Raw genomic sequence first — 18,465 nt, forward strand, 5'->3', positions numbered from 1 at the left:
GGGCGGAGTGATTATGCGCCAATCCTATCTTTTCACCAGCGAGTCGGTCTCCGAAGGTCATCCGGACAAGGTCGCGGACCAGATTTCGGATGCAATCGTCGATCTGTTCCTGTCGAAGGATCCGGAAGCGCGCATCGCATGTGAGACGCTGACCACCACGCAGCTGGTCGTGCTTGCCGGTGAGATCCGCTGCAAGGGCGTATACGAGAACGGCGCCTGGGCGTCGGGCGCCGAGGAAGAGATCGAAGCGACCGTGCGCAACACGGTGAAGCGCATCGGTTACGAGCAGGAGGGCTTCCACTGGCAGACCTTCCGTTTCGAGAACAACCTGCACGGCCAGTCGGTGCAGATCGCGCAGGGCGTGGACGCCAGCGGCAACAAGGACGAAGGCGCCGGCGACCAGGGCATCATGTTCGGCTTCGCCTGCGACGACACGCCGGACCTGATGCCGGCGACGCTTTATTACAGCCACCGCATTCTGCAGCGCATGGCCGAGGATCGCCACGCCGGCACCGCGCCGTTCCTGGAGCCGGACGCGAAGAGCCAGGTGACGCTGCGCTTCGAGAACGGCAAGCCGGTTGCCTGCACCGCAATCGTCGTGTCGACGCAGCATGCCAAGGGCTATGACCAGGGCGAGCAGGAAGCCGAGCTTCACGCTTATGTGAAGAAGGTGGTGGCCGACGTGTTGCCGGCGGAGCTTCTGTCCGCCGATACCGTCTATCACATCAACCCCACCGGCAGCTTTGAGATCGGCGGGCCGGACGGCGACGCCGGCCTGACGGGGCGCAAGATCATCGTCGACACCTATGGCGGCGCGGCCCCGCACGGTGGCGGCGCATTCAGCGGCAAGGACCCGACCAAGGTCGATCGCTCGGCAGCCTATATCACCCGCTATCTGGCGAAGAACATCGTCGCCGCGGGCCTTGCGAAGAAGTGCACGATCCAGCTCGCTTATGCGATCGGCGTCGCCAAGCCGCTGTCGCTGTATGTCGATACGCATGGCACCGGTACGGTGGGCGACGACAAGATCGAGGCGGCGATCGCCGGGATCGAGAAGCTGGGCGGCATGACTCCGCGTGGCATCCGCACGCATCTGGGGCTGAACAAGCCGATCTATGAGCGCTCCGCCGCTTACGGGCACTTCGGGCGCGCGGCGGACGGCGACTACTTCCCGTGGGAAAAGCTGGATCTGGTGGACGATCTGAAGGCCGCGCTGGCCTGATTGATTTGGGTGGCGTGATCCGCGCCCCATCCACCTCGTCATGCCGGCCTTGTGCCGGCATCCCCGGTGCCGCGTATCGCCGGTTGCTGAGTTTGCGGAAGCCTGGACCCCGGCACAAGGCCGAGGTGACGGCGGGGAGGCGGCTACCGGCTGCTACCTTTTGAGCTGTGGCGCTTGCGGGACCTTGGATGCCGGATCAAGTCCGGGAGACGACGGAGTTCGGCGCGAATTGCGCGCCCCTCTCAGCAAGCCAAGTGGTTTCGTTATTCTCGTTCAATTCACGCCGCTCGCTCCGAGCCCAAAGGGCATGGTCTTGGCACGTACGTCGACAAGCTCAATACGAACGGGGTGAGGGGGGCAGCCGGCGGGAAAGCAGGCGCTAGCTGGGGTGCGCTTGCGCCTCTGCCAGTCCATCCGGGTCGGCGCGCTTCGCCAGCCGCCGGTCGATCGCCCGCTCGCCGGCATTCACCAACATGCCAGCGGCGCGCTCCGCCAGCCAGCCGATTGCTGCGCCCATTGCCACATCGGTGGGGTAGTGGGCACCGCGGGGCAGTTGGATCGCCGCCACCGCTGCGGCGCTGCCGCGAGCCGGGATCGCAAGCAATGGTGCGGTATGCGCCACCGCTTCAGCCACGCTGACCGCGCCTGCCGTATGGCCGGACGGAAAGGAATTGAAATCGGTGTCGGACGTGCCGCGCCCGGCGCTTGCCTCATGCTTGCCGTCGGCGAGCGCCCGTGCGGGCCGGGAGCGATCGACCGCACGCTTCAGCACCGTCTTGCCAGCGGTCGCGAGCGCATGCGCCAGCAGCATGCGCGCGCCGGTACGCGCGATATCGCGGCGGCGAAGTACGACGCCGACTGCGACGGTAGCGAGCGACAGCGCCACCAAGGGCGGCTGATCCGCGACCTCGCTGGCCTTGCCAAGGAGAGCGACCGGCTTGTGCCGGGCGCTACGGGCGATGTCGCCAACCAACGCATGCTCCTTCTTGGCGGCGCGCTTGGCCTTGTCTTTTTTCTTTCCCATGGCTCGCGCTGAACGATGCTGCGGCGGCTTTGCTCCCGCGCGCTGGGGCGCTATCGGGCCGCCGGATGAACGATCCCGCTACCATCCGCCGGCTTTATGGCCGTGCCCAGGGCCACAAGCTGCGCAAGGGGCAGGCGGCACTTGTCGAGGAATTGCTGCCAGAGGTCGCCGTGCCCGCGGACGGCCCGCTTGATGCCATGCGGCTGTTTGGCGAGGATCGCCCGCTTCGGCTGGAGATCGGCTTTGGTGCTGGCGAGCATCTCGCCGGGCAAGCGAGCGCCATGCCGGACACCGGCTTTATCGGCTGCGAGCCGTTCCTTAACGGCGTGGTGGGTGCGCTGGGCCACATCCGCGATGGCGCGCTCGGCAATGTGCGGCTCCACATGGGTGACGCCCTGGAGGTGGTCGAGCGGTTGCCGGATCAGTCGCTCGACACGGTGTACCTGCTTCACCCCGATCCCTGGCGCAAGGCGCGCCATGCCAAGCGGCGGATGATGAACCACGGCCCGCTCGATCTGATCGCCACCAAGCTGAAGCCGGGCGCCGAGTTCCGGCTTGGCACTGACGACCCGACCTATTGCCATTGGTCGATGATGATCATGAACCAGCGCGCCGACTTCGCGTGGCTGGCGCAGCGGCCAGCGGACTTCCTGGAGCGGCCCGCCGACTGGCCCGAGACGCGCTACGAGCGCAAGGCCCGTCGGCAGGGGCATGAGGTCTGGTACTTTCGATACCGGCGGCTATGACTGTGTCCTGTGGGATGCGGTAATAGGCGGCGTAATCTGCGCGTGTTTGGCGTTATTCTTTCCGCCGTCATGCTGAACTTGTTTCACCATCCACCGTGCCATTGGCAACGGCTTGGCGGGTGGATGGGTGGACCCTGAAACGAGTTCAGGGTGACGGCATCGAGGAGAGTGACGGCGGGCGAGGGCGGCATCGTTCGTCCCCCTGGCGGGTGCTTAGCGCACGCTGCCAGCGCCCGGGACATAAGCGTCGATCAGCGCGCCGACGTAATCCGGGCTGCGTGATGTCAGGTTTTCGTGCGGGCGCCCGGGGGCGTAGATGAAGCCGTGTACCTTGTAGATCGTACCGCCCAAGCCGTTCGAATCACGATACCAGACCTTTACCTCGCTCCAGTCGTTCGCCTTGCTGACGTCGAACACGGTGACATCCTGTTCGGCATGGCCGCGTTGGCCATCAAGGCGCGACCAATTGGCGTGGGTGAGCATCAGTACGCGATCCTCGACGATCCGGCTCACCACCGCGACATGGCCAAGCGGCAGGCGCGACTGTTTGGCAAAGGCGATGACCGAGCCCACTCGCGGGCGCTCGCCGCGCGAGTAGCGGCCGTCCGCCTGATCCCACCAGGTCCAGGCATCGCCATAGATCTGGATGCCGGAAGCCTCGCGCGCGAACGGGACGCACTGGCCGACATAGTCGAGCAGCGTTCGCGCCCCGGCGGGCGAGCCGAGAACACAGGCGAACGCTGCGACGATTGCGAGGGGTAAGCGCTTCATCACGAGGGGGAAAGCTAGAGCGGGACGCTATCCGCGAAGTTGTGGAACACGGTTAATCTTTGGTTGCCCCGCTCTCGTGAACCATTGGTCGTAGGCGTAACGATCGGCCGGATTGCTGAACAAGTTGCGCGAATCACGCCCGGGCGCGGCAGTGCCCGGCGAACCGGCGCACCGCCTTTTTTGCGCCGACGTTACAGGATGAAAGCGCCGGCGTTCAGATAATCGAGCCCCGTCAAAGTGATGGTGATATCCGCCACGCCATCGCCCGTGACGTCCGCGCTGACGAGCATGCCATCTGCACCATGAATGGCCCGGAGCTCCCCCGCGTGGCCGGAGAACGCCGCGGTCCCGATGAACCGAAAGGCATCATTACGCGCGGTGTTCGCATCGGCGTCGATCAGCGACAGCCCGATCTTGTCGCGCTCTGCCATCGAGAAATCGGTGATGACATCGCGGTCGCCGATGCTCTCGCCGCGGAACAGGAACAGGTCGGATCCGTCACCGCCCGCCATGCGATCGTTGCCGGCACCTCCCTCGATCGTGTCATTGCCAGCGTCGCCCCAGATTTCGTCGCGGCCTGCCGCGCCAATCAGCACGTCCTTGCCGCTACCACCGAACAACAGGTCGTCGCCCGCGCCTCCGTTCAGATTGTCATTCCCGTCGTCGCCGTACAGCGTGTCGTTACCATCCATTCCCTGGATGGAATCGTCACCGGCGCCGCCGCTGATCCGATCGCGCCCCGCAGTGCCGACCATCCGGTTGTTGAGCGCGTTGCCCGTTGCGGTGAGGTCGCTGCCGGCAAGACGCAGTGTCTCGACATGGTCGGGCAGGGTATAGTCGATACTGGCATAGACGATGTCCGTGCCTTGCCCACGCTGTTCGATCACAGTGTCATGCGCCGAATTGACGAAATAGATGTCGTCGCCGGCGCCGCCCTCCATCCGCGTCTGGCCCTTGCCGCCGGTCAGCTGATCATTGCCGCGGCCGGCCAGCAGGATGCTGTCGCCGATCGCGGCGGCGGTCAGCCGATCGGCGCCGTCGTGCCCGGTGATCGTCGTCACCGGAACCGGCGGCGGCGCCTGATCGGCAAGTGCGATCAGATCGTTGACCGCATCGGACAATACCGGTGATTGCTTGGCGAACTTCACCCATTCCGGATTGGCGGCCAGCCAATCTTCGACAAAGGCGCGCCCCTGGTCGTAGATCGCCGGAGTGGTGGCATTGCCGTTGGGCGCCGCAACGGTCTTGCCGTTGATCATGTAGAGCTGCGCAATGTTGCCCTCGATTTTTCCCGGGGCCGCAATGCGGATCCACGACGGCTGATCGAGATAGCCGGCCACGGTGTTGTTGGTGACGGACAACCCATGCGCGCGCTCCACATGAATGCCGTTGTACATTCCCCCGACGACCAGATTGTCCGCGATGGTGACATTCTTGTACGGCAAGCGATCGGTTTCATCGCCCATGAAGATGCCCTGGATCGCTGCGCCTTCGCCGCGATGGATGACATTGCCGGTGACGGTGATGTTCTCGGCGCTCCTCGTCTGGTTGCTGGTCCAGAACTGGATGGCGTCGGGATGATCGCCTTTTGCCGGATTGAAGTTGGTGAAATAATTGTCGGCGATCAGCACGTCTGACAGCCCGCCGCCATGAAAGCCGTCCGCGCGCATGTCATGGAAGTAATTGCCCTTCACCGTGACGCCGACGCTGTCGAGCATGTTGATGCCGTAGCGCATGTGCGTGATCTCCGAATTGGTGATCGCCACATCGCGGCTGGAGCGGATCATGAAGCTGTTGGAAGCATAGCCGCCGTCACCATCCTGCCCGCGGACCGTTATCTGGTCGAAGGTGACGTTTGCAGCATTCTTGACCTCAAAGTCATAAGGCGTGCGGGCGTCCTTGTCGGCGAGAACGACCCCCCGGAAGGTGATATTCTCAACCGCTATGGCCTTCAATCCGGTGAGTTCCGCCGGGCGACCGGGGTCCGCGGAGGCAATCGTCACCCCGCCTTCGAACGTGATGTCGCGCAATGTGATCTTGTCGTAGCTGCCCGGGGCGAGCGCGATGGTGTCCCCTGCGCGTGCGCGGAAGGCAGCCGCCATCAGCTCCGCCGCGGTGGACACATTGATAATTGCCATTTTTTTGATGTTCCCGTCTTGAGCGCCCTGGGACTGGTTCTGGTGCTCTTCTGTTCCGGCGCGCTGATGGCTGGCGGAAGTTAAGCAGGCACTACGCAAACTGGTAAACAAGAACTCGTGGCATGATCTGTGTCAGTATAGCCCTGATTCTGGCAAGAGCATCGGGATGATCGGGGTTAGAAAACAGTTAGTCCGAAATGGACGAATCTACGGAACGAAGCGGTTGAGGTGTGCACAAGTCAGGTTACGACTGTCCTCGTAACTGAAGCAGGCCATGACCAGGTCGGGTGAAGCGCGTGTTTGACTCTGCGCTTTGCGAATATGCAGATCCCGGTCGGTCGTGGCGAAGGGGGCAAAGCTGGGATGCGCACGCTTGTGAACCCGATGGCTGCGACGATCGCGGCCTTGATGCTGGTCGGGAGCGGGTCGGTGCTCGCCCAGACCGCGCCGACCCCTGCAATCCCCCAAGACCAGGGGACGCCGGCGGATCAGCGCGCAGCTTACGCCCTTGGTAATGGCGATGTTATCGAGACAGCCGTGATCGGGCGGACGGACTTCACCGCCCGAGTGCAGATTCAGGAGGACGGAACCGTGCAACTGCCGTTTGTCGGCACGGTCCCGGCAGCCGGGCGCACCGTGCTTGATCTGCGCGACGACCTGCGATCCCGCCTGATCCGCGGCGGTTATCTCGAAAACCCGGCTGTCAGCGTTGCGGTGGCAAGCTACGCCAGCCGCTATGTCACGGTGCTCGGGCAAGTGAACCAGCCCGGTGTGGTGCCGATTGATCGCGCTTATCGCCTGTCCGAGATCGTTGCGCGGGCTGGCGGGGCCAGCAACCAGGCGGCGGATTCGATCACCCTGACGCGCCCCGATGGCACGTCGCACGCCGCATCATTGCGCACCATCGCCACTGCCGGGCCAGCGCAGGATCCGGAGGTCGGATCGGGCGACAAGGTGTTCGTCGCACCAGCAGCGGCCTTTTACATCTACGGTCAGGTCAACGCGCCCGGCAGCTATCCGATCGGCGGAGAGATGACGGTGCGCATGGCGCTGGCGCGGGGCGGCGGGTTGACCGCACTGGGCTCTGCCAAAAGGGTGAAGCTGGTGCGGGGGGGGACGGAGGCCAAGGCCAGTCTCGACGATGTGATTCGGCCCGATGACGTGCTTGTCATCGGCGAACGCTTCTTCTGAGCTGGAGGGTCGGGTGGGTCCGAAGCAGATTTACCGCATGCTCAAGGTACGCGCCTGGTTGATTGCGCTGCTGGCGCTGATCGGTGCGATCGCCGGTGCGATTGCCTCCAAGCAGATCCCGAAGCGTTACGAGGCGCGTTCGCGCGTGGTGGTCGATCTGCTCAAGGCTGACCCCGTCACGGGGCAGGCGCTGCCCGCGCGCACACTGGAAACCTTTCTGGCCGCCCAGGTGGAGCTGATCCGCGATCCGCGGGTCACGCGCCGCGTGGCGGATCAGTTCGGCTGGGCGCAATCACCGGCCCTGCGCGCCAAATACGAAGCAGCGCGAGGCGCCGGCAGCCGCCTCGGCTTTCGCGAATGGCTGGCGGCGGACGTCTCCCGCAACACGCATGCCACGCTGATCCGCAACAGCCCGATCCTTGAGATCGTGTATGGCGCCACCGTACCGGAAACCGCTCGCCGCGGCGCGGACGCCGTGCGCGAGGCTTTTCTCGCCGAAGCGCTCGATAGCAAGCGGCGCGACGCCGCGCGGAATGCCGAATGGTTCGGCCGCCAGGCCGCGGTGCTGAAGACGCGCCTGATCGAGGCCGAACAGCGCAAGGCGGCCTTTGAGCGCGCCAACAATATCGTCCTTCAGGACGACAACATGGATGCTGAGTCGTCCAAGCTGCAAGCGCTGGCGAGCAGCGCGGCCGCTCCCGCCGCGGTGACGGCCGCGCCCGTTTCCGCGCCCTCGGCGGGACAGCTGGCGCAGGTCGATGCCCAGCTTGCCGCCGCTCGCCAGACGATGGGGGTGAACCACCCGGAGATCATCGCGCTGCAACGGCAACGCGCCGCGCTGGCCGCCGCGGTGGGGCGCGAACTGACGAGCGCGCGCGCCGCCGCCCGCGCGTCGGCGCCGGCCGGAGGGCAGGCCGCGGAGTTCAGCGTGCAGACCCGCAAGGTGCTGGCACAGCGCGGCTTGGTGGACGAGGCCCGGCGATTGGCGGGCGACATCACCGTGCTGCGCGAGCAGGTCGCGAAAACCATGCAGCGTGCGGCCGAGTTCGAACTGCAGGCGCAATCGACCGACGCTGGCTTCGGCAAGCTGGGCGCCGCTGCCACGCCGCTCGATCCGGTTACGCCATCACGCTGGCTGCTGATGCTCGGCGGGCTGATCGGCGGCGCGGTGGTTGGCGCGATCGCCGCTGTCCTGGTGGAGATCCTCGCACGCCGGGTGCGTGGCGCCGAGGATTTGCAGATCGAGGGCTTGCCGCTGATCGGCATGCTCGAACCGGTTGCGGGTACGCGGCGAGCGGCGCGCAGCTGGCTTCCCTTTCTCCCCGCGCGAGGTGCGACACTATGAGTGGAACGGTGGAGAAAGAGCGTCTCCCCGCGGCCGCCGTGGAGGCTTCGGATGCCCGGACAGCCGGAGCTAACATCGCGAGCGTCCCCGAGCAGGAGAACATGCCGGGGCACGCGAGGCCACAAGCGGACTTGGCGATCGTGGAGGAAGCGTCGGCGACCCTCAATCCACCGGATGAAACGAGCCGGCTCGTAAGCTCCACGCCTGCTTGTGGAGCTGCCCTCCCCGGCGCGGCAGTAGCGACCAGGGCTGAAACAGACAGCCGCGGCGATGCGTTCGACTATGTCTATTCGCGCCGGATCGCTTGCCTGTCGGACCCGGCGGACGCCGCCGCGGCAAGCTACCGTTCGCTCCAGACGCACTTGATGGCCGGCCATGTGCGAGACGGGCGCCGCGGACTCGCCTTGTGCGCCCCGCATCGCGAGACGGGATGCACTACCGTTGCCGTCAACCTAGCGGTGGCGTTTGCGCAGGCCGGCATCAACACCTTGTTGGTCGATGCCAATTTGCACCGCCCGGCCGTGCTTGATTTCATCCGACCTTCATCGCCGGCCGGCGGGCTCGCCCAGATGCTCGCCGCCGGCCCCGATCGCCGAATCGACGAGGTTCGGCGTCAGGTGCGCCCCAATCTGTCGATCCTTTATGCCGGCGGCGCGCCCGCCAAGGCGCATGATCTGATCGCCAATCGATGGTTCAAGCAGATCATCGACGATTGCATGCGATCCTATGAGTTCACGATCGTCGATACGCCGGCGCTGTGCGACGGCACCGATGCGCGCCATATTGCGATGAGCGTGCGCTACGGCCTCGTCATCGCGCGCCGTGACGTGACGCTGCTGTCAGGTGTGCGCACTGCAATCGACGAACTGTCGAGCGATCGCGTACGCCTGATTGGCAGCTTCCTTGCGGATTTCTGACCAGTCAAAGGATCGCCTGTGCGAAGGTCGGGCTGCCAGTCACCCGATCGAGTGCGCGGGTGGCTAAGCCCCTGTTCGCTGTCGTGATGAAATTCTGACACCATTCTTTCTTCAAAGCTTCGCCAAACTGTCATACTCGCGCAGCCCAGCAAGGCTAGGGGATCGGCTATGACGGCGAAGCGCCTGAATGTGATGGTGGCTGCGATGTTCGGATCGCTTGCCATGCCTGCCCAGGCGCAGAGCGTGGTCGAGCTCCAGCGCCAGATTGACGAGCTGAAGGCGCAGGTGAAGGCCTTGATGCAGGAACGACAGCTTGCCGCGCAACCCGCTTCAGAGACGGCCGGCACGGCATCAACGGCTCCCGCACCGCCGGAGACATCAGTGGCTCAAACCACCGCCGCGCCCGCGGACCAGCCCACCCCTACTGCCACGCTCGCGTCCGCCGATGTCGAATCACCGGCGCCTAAGCCCTGGTTCGAACGGCTCAAGCTCCGCGGCTACACGCAGCTACGCTACAATGCCTTGGTGGACGGCGATGCGACCGCCGGGGCCGGCATCTCCCGCCTGCGATCGGTTCATGATTCATCCGTCAACGACAATGGGGGATTTTCGCTGCGCCGCGTTCGCCTCGTGCTCGAGGGCGCTGTCACCGACAATATCGAGCTTTATCTTCAGCACGACTTCGCCAGCGCCGTAAACAATCAGTCAAGCGGCGAGCCGCGTCAGGGCTTCGGCCAGCTTCGCGACGCTTATGTCGATCTGTTCCTCGACAAGGAGCGGAGCTTCCGGCTCCGGTTCGGCCAGTCCAAGGTGCCGCTCGGTTGGGAGAACCTGCAATCCTCGTCGAACCGGATCCCGCTCGACCGGTCCGATGCGATTAACAGCGCCGTGCCGGGCGAGCGCGACCTTGGCCTGGTCGCTTATTATACGCCGCCGGAGGTTCAGCGCGTCTGGGATCGGCTTGCCGACAGTGGTCAGAAGCTGTTTGGCAATTACGGCGCGTTCGGCCTGGCGCTTTATAACGGCCAAGGGATCAACCGGGTCGAACGCAACAGCGGCCTGATGAAGGTGGCGATGGCCACCTGGCCATTCGAGCTCGATGGCCTGGGCAGCGCGTTTCGCGGCCAGGTGCTGGAGCTCGGCGGATCGGCGATGCTCAATCGGTTCCGGCCCGAGCTACGCAGCGGCGGCGTGAGCGGGACCGGTTATCGTGAGGAGCGGTTCGGCATGCATGCCATCCTTTATCCGCAGCCGTTCGGCATTCAGGCCGAATGGGTCTGGGGGCAGGGGCCTCAGTTCGACCCCGTGGCCCAGCGTATCGCGCAGGCACCGCTGAGCGGTGGGTATGTGCAGCTGACCTATGATCCCGGCGAGACCCCGCTTGGGCGGCTGCGGCCCTATGGTCGCTGGCAACGATATCGCGGCGGGTGGAAGGGAGCGGTCAACGCTCCCCGACTGGAAACCGACGAACTGGAGCTTGGTGTGGAATGGCCGTTCATGGACGCGCTGGAACTCACGCTCGCTTATGCTCGGATGGAGCGCCGCGAAGCTGATGAGCGCCGGCTTGGCCGCGCCGAGGGCGACCTGATCCGAACGCAATTGCAATGGAGCTATTGAAGCTCTGGCTGGCTGGAGCCTCCGAGGTCGAGCGCTAGGCCACGAGGCTCAACGGTCGGGGCGTTCAGGCTGCGCCTACATCATCCCGAACATGTCCGTGCATCAGCCGAACCCAAAGGAACAGCGGCACGCCATCGTCCATAAATCCATAAGCGCCCGCTGCGTCTGCCGGTAGCGGGGCGACCAGACGATAGCGCACTTCAAGTTCCCGCAGTACGCTGGAACTGCCCGGCGCATCGTCCAACTCTCGCGCGATCTCCGTCAGGGGAAGCCGGAAGCTGTTGGCCAGCGCCACTTGTGCGAGCTGGCCGAGAACGCGCTCATGCCCCCCGGCGATAGCGCTTTCCATGCGGTATCGCATGTCGGGCGGAATGCGCAGATTGAGGTGATCGAGCACCTGGCCCATTCCGCGCTCGACATCCGAATGATCGATGGTGGTGGAGCCCCGGTCCAGCGCCGCCAATCCCGCATGCTGCGCCACCAGGCTGGCGAGATAAGGCAGGCCAAGCGCAGCCAGGCTGACCAACCGTAGCGCCTTCGGGGTAAAGGTCATCCCGCTTGCCTGCTGGCCGTTGCCGATCAGCTCCGCAATCTCATCCTGCCTCATGTTGGGCAGCAGCAGGCCGAGGATGTTGCGCCGGATAGAGGGCACGTGCTCGATCAGCTCGGTTAGATTCTGCGCCACCCCGGCGATCACCAATTGCACCGGGCTGCCGCGATCGGACAGGTTCTTGATCAGCTCGGCCACCGATCGGCGAAAGTCCGCGTCGCTTGCGCGGTCGAACTCATCGAGCACGATCAGCAGCCGCGTGCCAGCCACCTTGCCGAGAATGTCGCTCGCCCGATCGACGCTCAGCGGCTGATCGTCGAGCAGGTCGGCGAATGACAGGCCTTCCTCGATCTCGGTCGCGGTTGGATCATACTTTTGATGGAACAGCAGCGGGATGTCGGCCAGCACGGCGCGGAACAAGGTGTCGAACCGGGTCCGCTCCCCGCAGGAAACATAGCGGACGATATAGCGCGATTCCCGCGCGATCCCGCACAGCACGTGGAGCGTCGACGTCTTGCCGATGCCGCGTGGGCCGAACAGCACGACATGGAGATATTGATCCTCGATCGCGCGGATTATGGTTTGCAACAGGTCGGCGCGGCCGGCGAACATCGCCGGATCCATCACCGGGCGGGCAGGAGTGAACGCCTTGCGCAATTGCAGCCGCTCGCGATCGTGAAGCCGGCTATGAGCGCTCAACTGATCGGCGGCAGTGCCGCGGAAGCGCGGCAGTGGGTTACCGCGGCGGGTCGGCTCTTGCCACTCACCGATGCCCGACGGCTCGGCATTTAGGTCGGGTTGCTCAACCCCCTCCTCCGCCCGAGCGAACAAGGAAGATATCCAACGCATAATCCGGCCTTTCCGATCGTCGTGGAGGGGTGATGGGTCGCAGTCGCGCGCACCGGCAAGTGGACTGGTCCGACGTGGTTATATCTGTGGGCCGATCAGGCGCGGCGGGATCGGCGATGAATTAAGCGGAGCGGAAAGCGCGCCGCTACGCGCTGGGGATCGAGGACGGCCGCAGCCTTCCGGACAAGCAAGGCGGCCGACACGATCAGGACAATCCAAAGATAGCCGCCATACCAGCTGACCGCCGTAGTGCTGGCGAGGCAGAGCGTGAGCAGGCCGAGAATCCGACGCTCGTAACCGCCGCTGCCACTGGCCTGTGTACGAGCCAGCGCGCCGGCCAGAGCGGCGCTGGCGAGTTCCGCAAGGATGCCGGCGAGGATCATCGGCGCGATCGCATCGGTGACCAGAGCGGCGGCCAGCGCCGCCGGCACACCGAGCACACGGACAATGTTGGCGTGTAACGGGTTGCGCGTGTCGCCGCGTGCCATGGCAGCGATCGCCGGAACAGCGCGAAACAGGCGAAGGGCGTTCATGCACGCCAAAGCGGTAAGGAAGGCGCTCGCCGGAACGAATTTTGCCCCGAACAAGGCGGCAAGGACGAGGGGCCCCAGCATCAGCATGCCCATTGCCATAGCGGCGCCGATCAACGCCGCGGCACTGACGGCAGCCTGGTAGATCCTTTGAAAAGCGCGCGGATCGTCATGGGCGCGGGCAAGAGCGGGCAGGGTGACGGTCTGGAGCGACTTGGCGACCAGGTTGGCTGGCATCAACGTCAGCATGACGGCCGCGCTGAACCAGCCAAGCGCAGCCGGACCGAATTGATTGAGCACCACCATCCGATCGGCGTTGAAGATCAGGAACATCAGCAGGCCGTTGGCGACCAGCGGCCAACCGAATTGGATGACTCGGCTCCAAACCACGCGGTCGAAAGCAATGTGATACGGCCTGCCCGCCCCGACATGTGTCAGCACCGCTGCCGCTGCTTGCTGCGCGACGATCGCGACCAGCGCCGCGCGGTGATCGCCGAAGCACCAAAAGCCCGGCAGGATCGCGATGACGCCGATCGGCTGCGACAGCAAAGACCGCACGACCTGTGGCCCGAAGTGCCCGTCGCGCTGCACGCGAAATGTCTCCAGATTGTTGAACGCATTGACGATCGGGATCGCCGCCATCAGCAGATAGGCGGGAGCAAGCGCAGGCGTGTTCATCAGGCTCGCGAAAGGACAGGCCAGCGCCGCGAGCAGAAGTGCTGCGCCCAGGCTGACGGCGATTTGCGCCCCGTGCAGCCCGGCGATGAAGTGCGGGTCGTCCGCTCGTGCGTTTTGCACCACCAGCCGGTTCAGGCCGACGTTCTGGAACGTCTCGATCATCGTCATCAGGATCGCGAACGTCGCTGCCAGGCCGAATTGCTCCACAGGCAGCAGTCGCGCCAGAATGACGTTGCGCACCAGCACCGCGCCGACGTCGACGCAATTGGCCATCAGGACGCTCATGCCCGATCGGATCATCGCCATGCGTCGCCGCCTCCTGCTGTCATGCCGCAGCGATCAGAAGCCGAGCCGGCGCAGACGGACGTGGCGCGGCCCTTTGTTCTCCGGCGCGACCTCGGAAGGGTGGGTGCTGTCCCCGCCGGGCGGCGCCATGCGATCGGGCACCGTCATCCAGGCAACCGCGCCCAGCATGAACATCAGCCAAATGTAGCTGTTATTCCAAAGGTGCACGCTGACGATCGCGATCATCGTCGCGACCAGCGCGAAGATTGCGCCGCGGCGCATCGCGTTGATGTCCGCATCCGCGCCATGATGCCGCCCGATCCGGATGATCGTCAGCACGAAGGCCGCCGCGAGCAGCCCGAACCCGATCAAGCCATAACGATAGGCGATCACCAGCCAGAAATTGTCCATGCTCGAGCTCATATACGATGGCCGCTCCCAATCGTCGGTGCCGTGGCCGAGCAGCGGGCTTTCCATCACCGCAGCCGATCCGAATTGCCAGATCAGGATGCGGTTGTAAGAACTTTGCGAATTGAACGTCGCATAGTCCACGAACAGGTGGAACGGGGTGCGATTGGAAAGCAGATCCGCCGTGACGTAGAGCGCCACCACCAGCCAGATCAGGATCGTCCAGCGGCTCGCCACCCGGCGCAGCGCAGCATTCCAGGCGATCAGTCCGAATTGCGTGTTCATGCTGAGCAAGGCGCCGGTTGAGAACGATGTCATCGCCGCCAACACGACGAGCGGCGCGCCGAGCCAGCGCATCGCCCGCATCCGCCCACCGGGAAACATGAACAACGTTGCCGACACCAAAGTCGCGCAGAAGATGCCGAGCAGGATGGGGTGCTCGAACATGCCCTGCGCGCGGCGAAAGCCCCAGCGCGGGTCCATCTGCGTTGGCGCCAGCGTTTTGCCGAACAGCCCGGCGAGCTCGAGCAGCGGTTTGGTGCCAGTCACCGACTCCCACAACAGGAACGGGATCATCAGCGCGATCCCGGCGATCGCCGCTCCGAACGCAAGCCGGGTCGTGGCCGCATCGCGCACCAGCACCCGCCCGGCGAGATAGCCGCCGGCGCTTTGCAGCAGCACCACGCCGCCGGGCTCAAGCGCCTCATTGAAGTCGAGCAGGGTGAGGCGCGTGCCCGCAGCCCAGAAGGCGAAGGCGAGGACGAGCATATCGATCGCCATCCGCGGCCCGGCGCGTCCGGCCGCCCACATGCCGAGCAGCGGCGGAAAACCTAGGATCAGCAACAGCAACGTCGGCGAGAGGTTGATCGAACCGAGCGTATAGATCGTTGGCAGGAACAGGGACGCGACAAAGGCTGCGATCGCTGCTTTTACCGCCGCCGGCGTGCGCGCTACGGAAGCCTTGGGAAGCGCCGCCAGCGCCTCTACCGGAGCCTGTCGCACGGAGCGGCCGCTCCGCGAGGCGACCGCGCCCCGCCCGGCACCGGCAAGGGCAATGCGGTCAGTCACCACGGACGAGACCGCGCATCGCGCGGTGATCGCGCTCAGGCATAGGCCTGGAACCAGCGCTTCACGACCACCTTGGCGTTGAAGCGCTCGACGTCGATCTGCCGCCTCGCGGGAATGCCGCCGATCAGGCTGGCGGCGACCGAAAAGGTGGAATGGCGCGAATGGATCAACCAGTCGCATCGCGCCAGCGCGACCATGTCGATCATCGCGTTTTCCGCCTCTCGTAGCGGATCGGCCATGGTGGTGCCGGCATAGTGGAGCGCCTGCCCATCGGCGACGAGATGCTTGTCGATCGTGAACACGCGATCGAAGCGGCTGGTGATGTGGTCCTGCGCCGTTGCACTGTCGGTTGCCAGGAAGATATCGCTATCCGGCAGGCGCGCGCGCAGCCGGCCAAGCGCGCGCGCGATCCGCGGCAGCGGCACCTTGCGATCGGTGAAGCGGATATGGACGCCGATCACCGGCCGTCGCCGTCCGACGAACAGTGCGTCCACCGCTCGGCGGATGCGATCGTTCGGGGTAAAAAACTCGTCCAGCGTGTCGCGCGTAATCGAGTCCAGATCGCGCCCTGCGAACTGCCGATCTGCCCGCATCCGCCCGCGCAGCCGCGCCAATTTGGGCAGGTAGGACCAGAAAACGCCCACCGGTGCCGCGGGATCCGAGCCGGAGAGCGGGACCGACAGGCGTCGATAGACGAAGGGGCTGGAATGCTGCTTCGGGAAATGCCGTGCGATGATGTTGACAGGCTGTTCATTCAGCCGCCCGGCCCAGATCGCCGGCGTTACCGCTTCATGCCGGTCGAAGCATCCGGCATCCAGCCCGATGGGATCAGCAAACAACCGCGGATAAAGATTGACCCCCTCCGGCACGTACATTCCGTCGCGCCAGTCGATGACGGGCGTGCGATTGCCAAGCTGCGCCAGGATCACACCAGTGACGGCGGAAAGCATGCGATTGCCCAGGCCGCCCTTGGCCTTGATGAGCAGCACGCGCGGCTCGTCTAGCGACTTCGCCGACGAGACAGCAGGCCCGTCCGCCTTCGACCGCAGCGTTGCGGCAGCGCCGGCCATGTCAAACGCCCTCGACATGGCGACGCAGGCTGGGGGCGTAGCGATCGAGCGCCCGCCCGCGCGCCCAGCGTTTCAAAGCGGCGGCGCCCCCGTCGTCGCGCGCCGGCATGATTTGGTTGTTCGGCAAGGCGCGTACCCGTTGCTTGCCGACGAGATAGATTGGCGCGCTATTGCCCTCCAGCACCGCCTTGCTGCCCACGCGAATCCAGCTCTTCTGATCGGGAAAGGCGGAGACGACATTCCCCTTCAGCGTCAGCGATTCCGACTCCGAAAGCACCGCGATGCCGTTGAACATCGTGCCGGCGACCAAATTATCCTCGATGCGCACGTTGCGATACGGCAGCGAGCCATTCTCGTCGCGGATGAAGATGCCCTGCATCGCTTTGCCTCGCCCGCGCAGGATGACATTGCCCAGAATGGTGATGTCGTGAGCGGCGTTCTTTTGCCGGCTGGTCCAGAACTGGATCGCGTCCGGATGATCGGCGCCCTGGGGGCTGAAGCCGGTGATGTAATTATAAGCGATCAGCACCGAAGAATTGCCGCCACCGCGGATGCCGTCCATCCGCAAGTCGTGGAAATGATTGGACGTAACGGTCACGCCTTGGCTGTCGAGCAGCGAAAGGGCGATCAACGCGTTGGTGAAGTCGGACCGCGTCACTGAAACATCGGTGCATTCGCGCAGCAGCAGAATCTTATCCGTCTGCAACCCGATCCTGCCCGGCCGGCCGGAGGCGATCAGCCCGACGAATGCCAAGTTGCGCACGCCCTGGAACAGGAAGTCCTCCTGCACCGCGGTTCCCGCCGATTGGAACACGAGGTTGCGGAATACGAGATTTCCGCCGCCGCGCATGTTCATGCCCGTCATCACCGCCCGGCGTTTAGGATCGCGCGAGACGATTTCCACTCGCCCCGCGGGGGCGATGCCGCGCACGCTGAAGGGCGGATAGATGCCGGGCGCGAGCAGGATGCGCTGCCCGCCGCGCGCCTGCTTCAGGGCAGCGATGAGTTGCGGCGTCGAGCCCACTGAGATGTCTCGCGCAGCCCCCAGTGGAGGTGGGGACACGGCGGAGCCCGCGCCGAAGAACACGGCGGCAAGCCCGGCTACCAGAAACGATAGGGAAGGGATCGACACGATCGGCATGGCCCCCAGCCGTTGTTTGCTCCTTTCTACCCCGTCATGTCCCCGGATCGGCATGAGTTGGCACAGGAATGGATCAACCTTGAGCGGCGTCGGGGCGGCGGCACGATACGGCTGTCAGCATCTGGTTGATGAGCGAAAAGGGGGAGGCGGTGTTCGCAACGCTGCGCGCGGAGGTATTGCGGCGACTCTACCCCGGGGGCTGGTCGCACAAGTGGTTCCTGCGCTTGATGCGTCGGTGGGATGGCGGGGACATGCGCTCGCGCCAATTGCGCGAGTTGCTGCGATTGCGCCACGGCGTCACGATCGGCGACTATTCCTATGGCCCGATCCTGCGCCGTGGTGCGTTGCCGCCTGGCACGCGGGTCGGACGCTGGTGCTCGGTGGGCCAAGGATTGATCGTGCGGCGGCGCGATCATCCGATCGAGCGAATGACGCAGCACCCGTTCTTCTACAACGCCAGACTGGGGCTGGTCGAACGCGATACGATCGCGCTTGACGAGGACAATCCGCTGGTGATCGGCAACGACGTATGGATCGGCGATCGAGTGACAATCGTCAGCGGTTGCCAATCGATCGGCGATGGGGCGGTGATTGCGGCGGGGGCGGTGGTGACGCGCGACGTTCCAGCCTTTGCGATCGTCGGCGGGGTGCCGGCCAAGGTGTTGCGGATGCGGTTCTCGCCGGCGGTGGCGGCGCTGGTGGCGCAATCGCGATGGTGGGACTTCGACGTGGAGGCGGTGGCGGGGTGGGGCGCGGTGCCGTTCGAGGCGATGACGGAGGAGCGCGCGGCGGCGCTGGTGGGGCGGTGCGAGGCGCTCCGGAAATGAACATCACCCCGACTTGAGCCGGGGTCCGCTGCCTTCTCCACGGTGGACAGACAGCAGGACCCCGGATCAAATTCGGGACGACGAGGAG

At 65.1% G+C, this 18,465-nt stretch carries 15 protein-coding genes; 7 read left to right on the forward strand and 8 right to left on the reverse strand.

Annotated features, from left to right (window positions below; genetic code table 11):
- Positions 1-13 precede the first annotated feature (13 nt).
- Complete coding sequence (gene metK, locus SPHI_RS06995) at positions 14-1,222, forward strand: methionine adenosyltransferase (RefSeq protein ID WP_076744195.1); 1,209 nt, start codon at positions 14-16, stop codon at positions 1,220-1,222.
- A 379-nt stretch (positions 1,223-1,601) separates the two neighbouring features.
- On the opposite strand, the gene SPHI_RS07000 is transcribed toward metK, so the two are convergent.
- Positions 1,602-2,246, reverse strand: a complete 645-nt coding sequence (locus SPHI_RS07000) for a phosphatase PAP2 family protein (protein WP_076744196.1) — start codon at positions 2,244-2,246, stop codon at positions 1,602-1,604.
- A gap of 65 nt (positions 2,247-2,311) precedes the next feature.
- Between SPHI_RS07000 and trmB the strand changes: the two genes are divergently transcribed.
- Positions 2,312-2,992: a tRNA (guanine(46)-N(7))-methyltransferase TrmB gene (trmB, locus tag SPHI_RS07005; protein ID WP_076744197.1), complete on the forward strand. Its 681-nt coding sequence runs from the start codon at positions 2,312-2,314 to the stop codon at positions 2,990-2,992.
- Between the two features lie 213 nt (positions 2,993-3,205).
- On the opposite strand, the gene SPHI_RS07010 is transcribed toward trmB, so the two are convergent.
- Positions 3,206-3,763 (reverse strand): CHAP domain-containing protein, encoded by a 558-nt coding sequence (locus SPHI_RS07010; RefSeq protein ID WP_076744198.1) that lies wholly within the window; start codon positions 3,761-3,763, stop codon positions 3,206-3,208.
- A 191-nt stretch (positions 3,764-3,954) separates the two neighbouring features.
- The gene (locus tag SPHI_RS07015) at positions 3,955-5,901 is read right to left on the reverse strand and encodes a right-handed parallel beta-helix repeat-containing protein (RefSeq protein WP_076744199.1); all 1,947 of its coding nucleotides are present in this window, start codon (positions 5,899-5,901) and stop codon (positions 3,955-3,957) included.
- Between the two features lie 363 nt (positions 5,902-6,264).
- Between SPHI_RS07015 and SPHI_RS07020 the strand changes: the two genes are divergently transcribed.
- The 4 genes from SPHI_RS07020 to SPHI_RS07035 all read left to right on the forward strand — a co-directional run bounded on the left by SPHI_RS07020 (position 6,265) and on the right by SPHI_RS07035 (position 10,971).
- Entirely contained in the window at positions 6,265-7,092 is an 828-nt protein-coding gene (locus SPHI_RS07020) for an SLBB domain-containing protein (RefSeq protein WP_158049643.1), read from the forward strand.
- A gap of 37 nt (positions 7,093-7,129) precedes the next feature.
- On the forward strand, positions 7,130-8,437 hold the full coding sequence (locus SPHI_RS07025; protein ID WP_158049645.1) for a Wzz/FepE/Etk N-terminal domain-containing protein: 1,308 nt from the start codon (positions 7,130-7,132) through the stop codon (positions 8,435-8,437).
- A gap of 101 nt (positions 8,438-8,538) precedes the next feature.
- Positions 8,539-9,354: a CpsD/CapB family tyrosine-protein kinase gene (locus SPHI_RS07030; RefSeq protein ID WP_144036166.1), complete on the forward strand. Its 816-nt coding sequence runs from the start codon at positions 8,539-8,541 to the stop codon at positions 9,352-9,354.
- Positions 9,355-9,522: 168 nt separating this feature from the next.
- A complete protein-coding gene (locus SPHI_RS07035) occupies positions 9,523-10,971 on the forward strand; it encodes a porin (RefSeq protein WP_076744202.1) in 1,449 nt (482 codons plus the stop codon).
- A 64-nt stretch (positions 10,972-11,035) separates the two neighbouring features.
- On the opposite strand, the gene SPHI_RS07040 is transcribed toward SPHI_RS07035, so the two are convergent.
- The 5 genes from SPHI_RS07040 to SPHI_RS07060 all read right to left on the reverse strand — a co-directional run bounded on the left by SPHI_RS07040 (position 11,036) and on the right by SPHI_RS07060 (position 17,550).
- Positions 11,036-12,352, reverse strand: coding sequence for an AAA family ATPase (locus SPHI_RS07040; RefSeq protein WP_076744203.1), 1,317 nt, complete (start codon positions 12,350-12,352; stop codon positions 11,036-11,038).
- Positions 12,353-12,465: 113 nt separating this feature from the next.
- The gene (locus tag SPHI_RS07045) at positions 12,466-13,884 is read right to left on the reverse strand and encodes an oligosaccharide flippase family protein (RefSeq protein WP_076744204.1); all 1,419 of its coding nucleotides are present in this window, start codon (positions 13,882-13,884) and stop codon (positions 12,466-12,468) included.
- A gap of 33 nt (positions 13,885-13,917) precedes the next feature.
- Positions 13,918-15,273 carry an O-antigen ligase family protein gene (locus SPHI_RS07050; protein WP_076744205.1) on the reverse strand — a complete coding sequence of 452 codons (1,356 nt, stop codon included), beginning with the start codon at positions 15,271-15,273 and terminating at the stop codon, positions 13,918-13,920.
- Positions 15,274-15,374: 101 nt separating this feature from the next.
- Positions 15,375-16,409, reverse strand: a complete 1,035-nt coding sequence (locus SPHI_RS07055; RefSeq protein ID WP_083719878.1) for a nodulation protein NodZ — start codon at positions 16,407-16,409, stop codon at positions 15,375-15,377.
- A gap of 1 nt (position 16,410) precedes the next feature.
- Positions 16,411-17,550 carry a right-handed parallel beta-helix repeat-containing protein gene (locus SPHI_RS07060; protein WP_076744206.1) on the reverse strand — a complete coding sequence of 380 codons (1,140 nt, stop codon included), beginning with the start codon at positions 17,548-17,550 and terminating at the stop codon, positions 16,411-16,413.
- Between the two features lie 128 nt (positions 17,551-17,678).
- On the opposite strand from SPHI_RS07060, the gene SPHI_RS15405 reads away from it, so the two are divergent.
- Complete coding sequence (locus tag SPHI_RS15405; protein ID WP_083719880.1) at positions 17,679-18,377, forward strand: CatB-related O-acetyltransferase; 699 nt, start codon at positions 17,679-17,681, stop codon at positions 18,375-18,377.
- Positions 18,378-18,465: the final 88 nt, after the last annotated feature.

It is taken from the genome of Sphingomonas jeddahensis, from assembly GCF_001981525.1.
Taxonomy (GTDB): domain Bacteria; phylum Pseudomonadota; class Alphaproteobacteria; order Sphingomonadales; family Sphingomonadaceae; genus Sphingomonas; species Sphingomonas jeddahensis.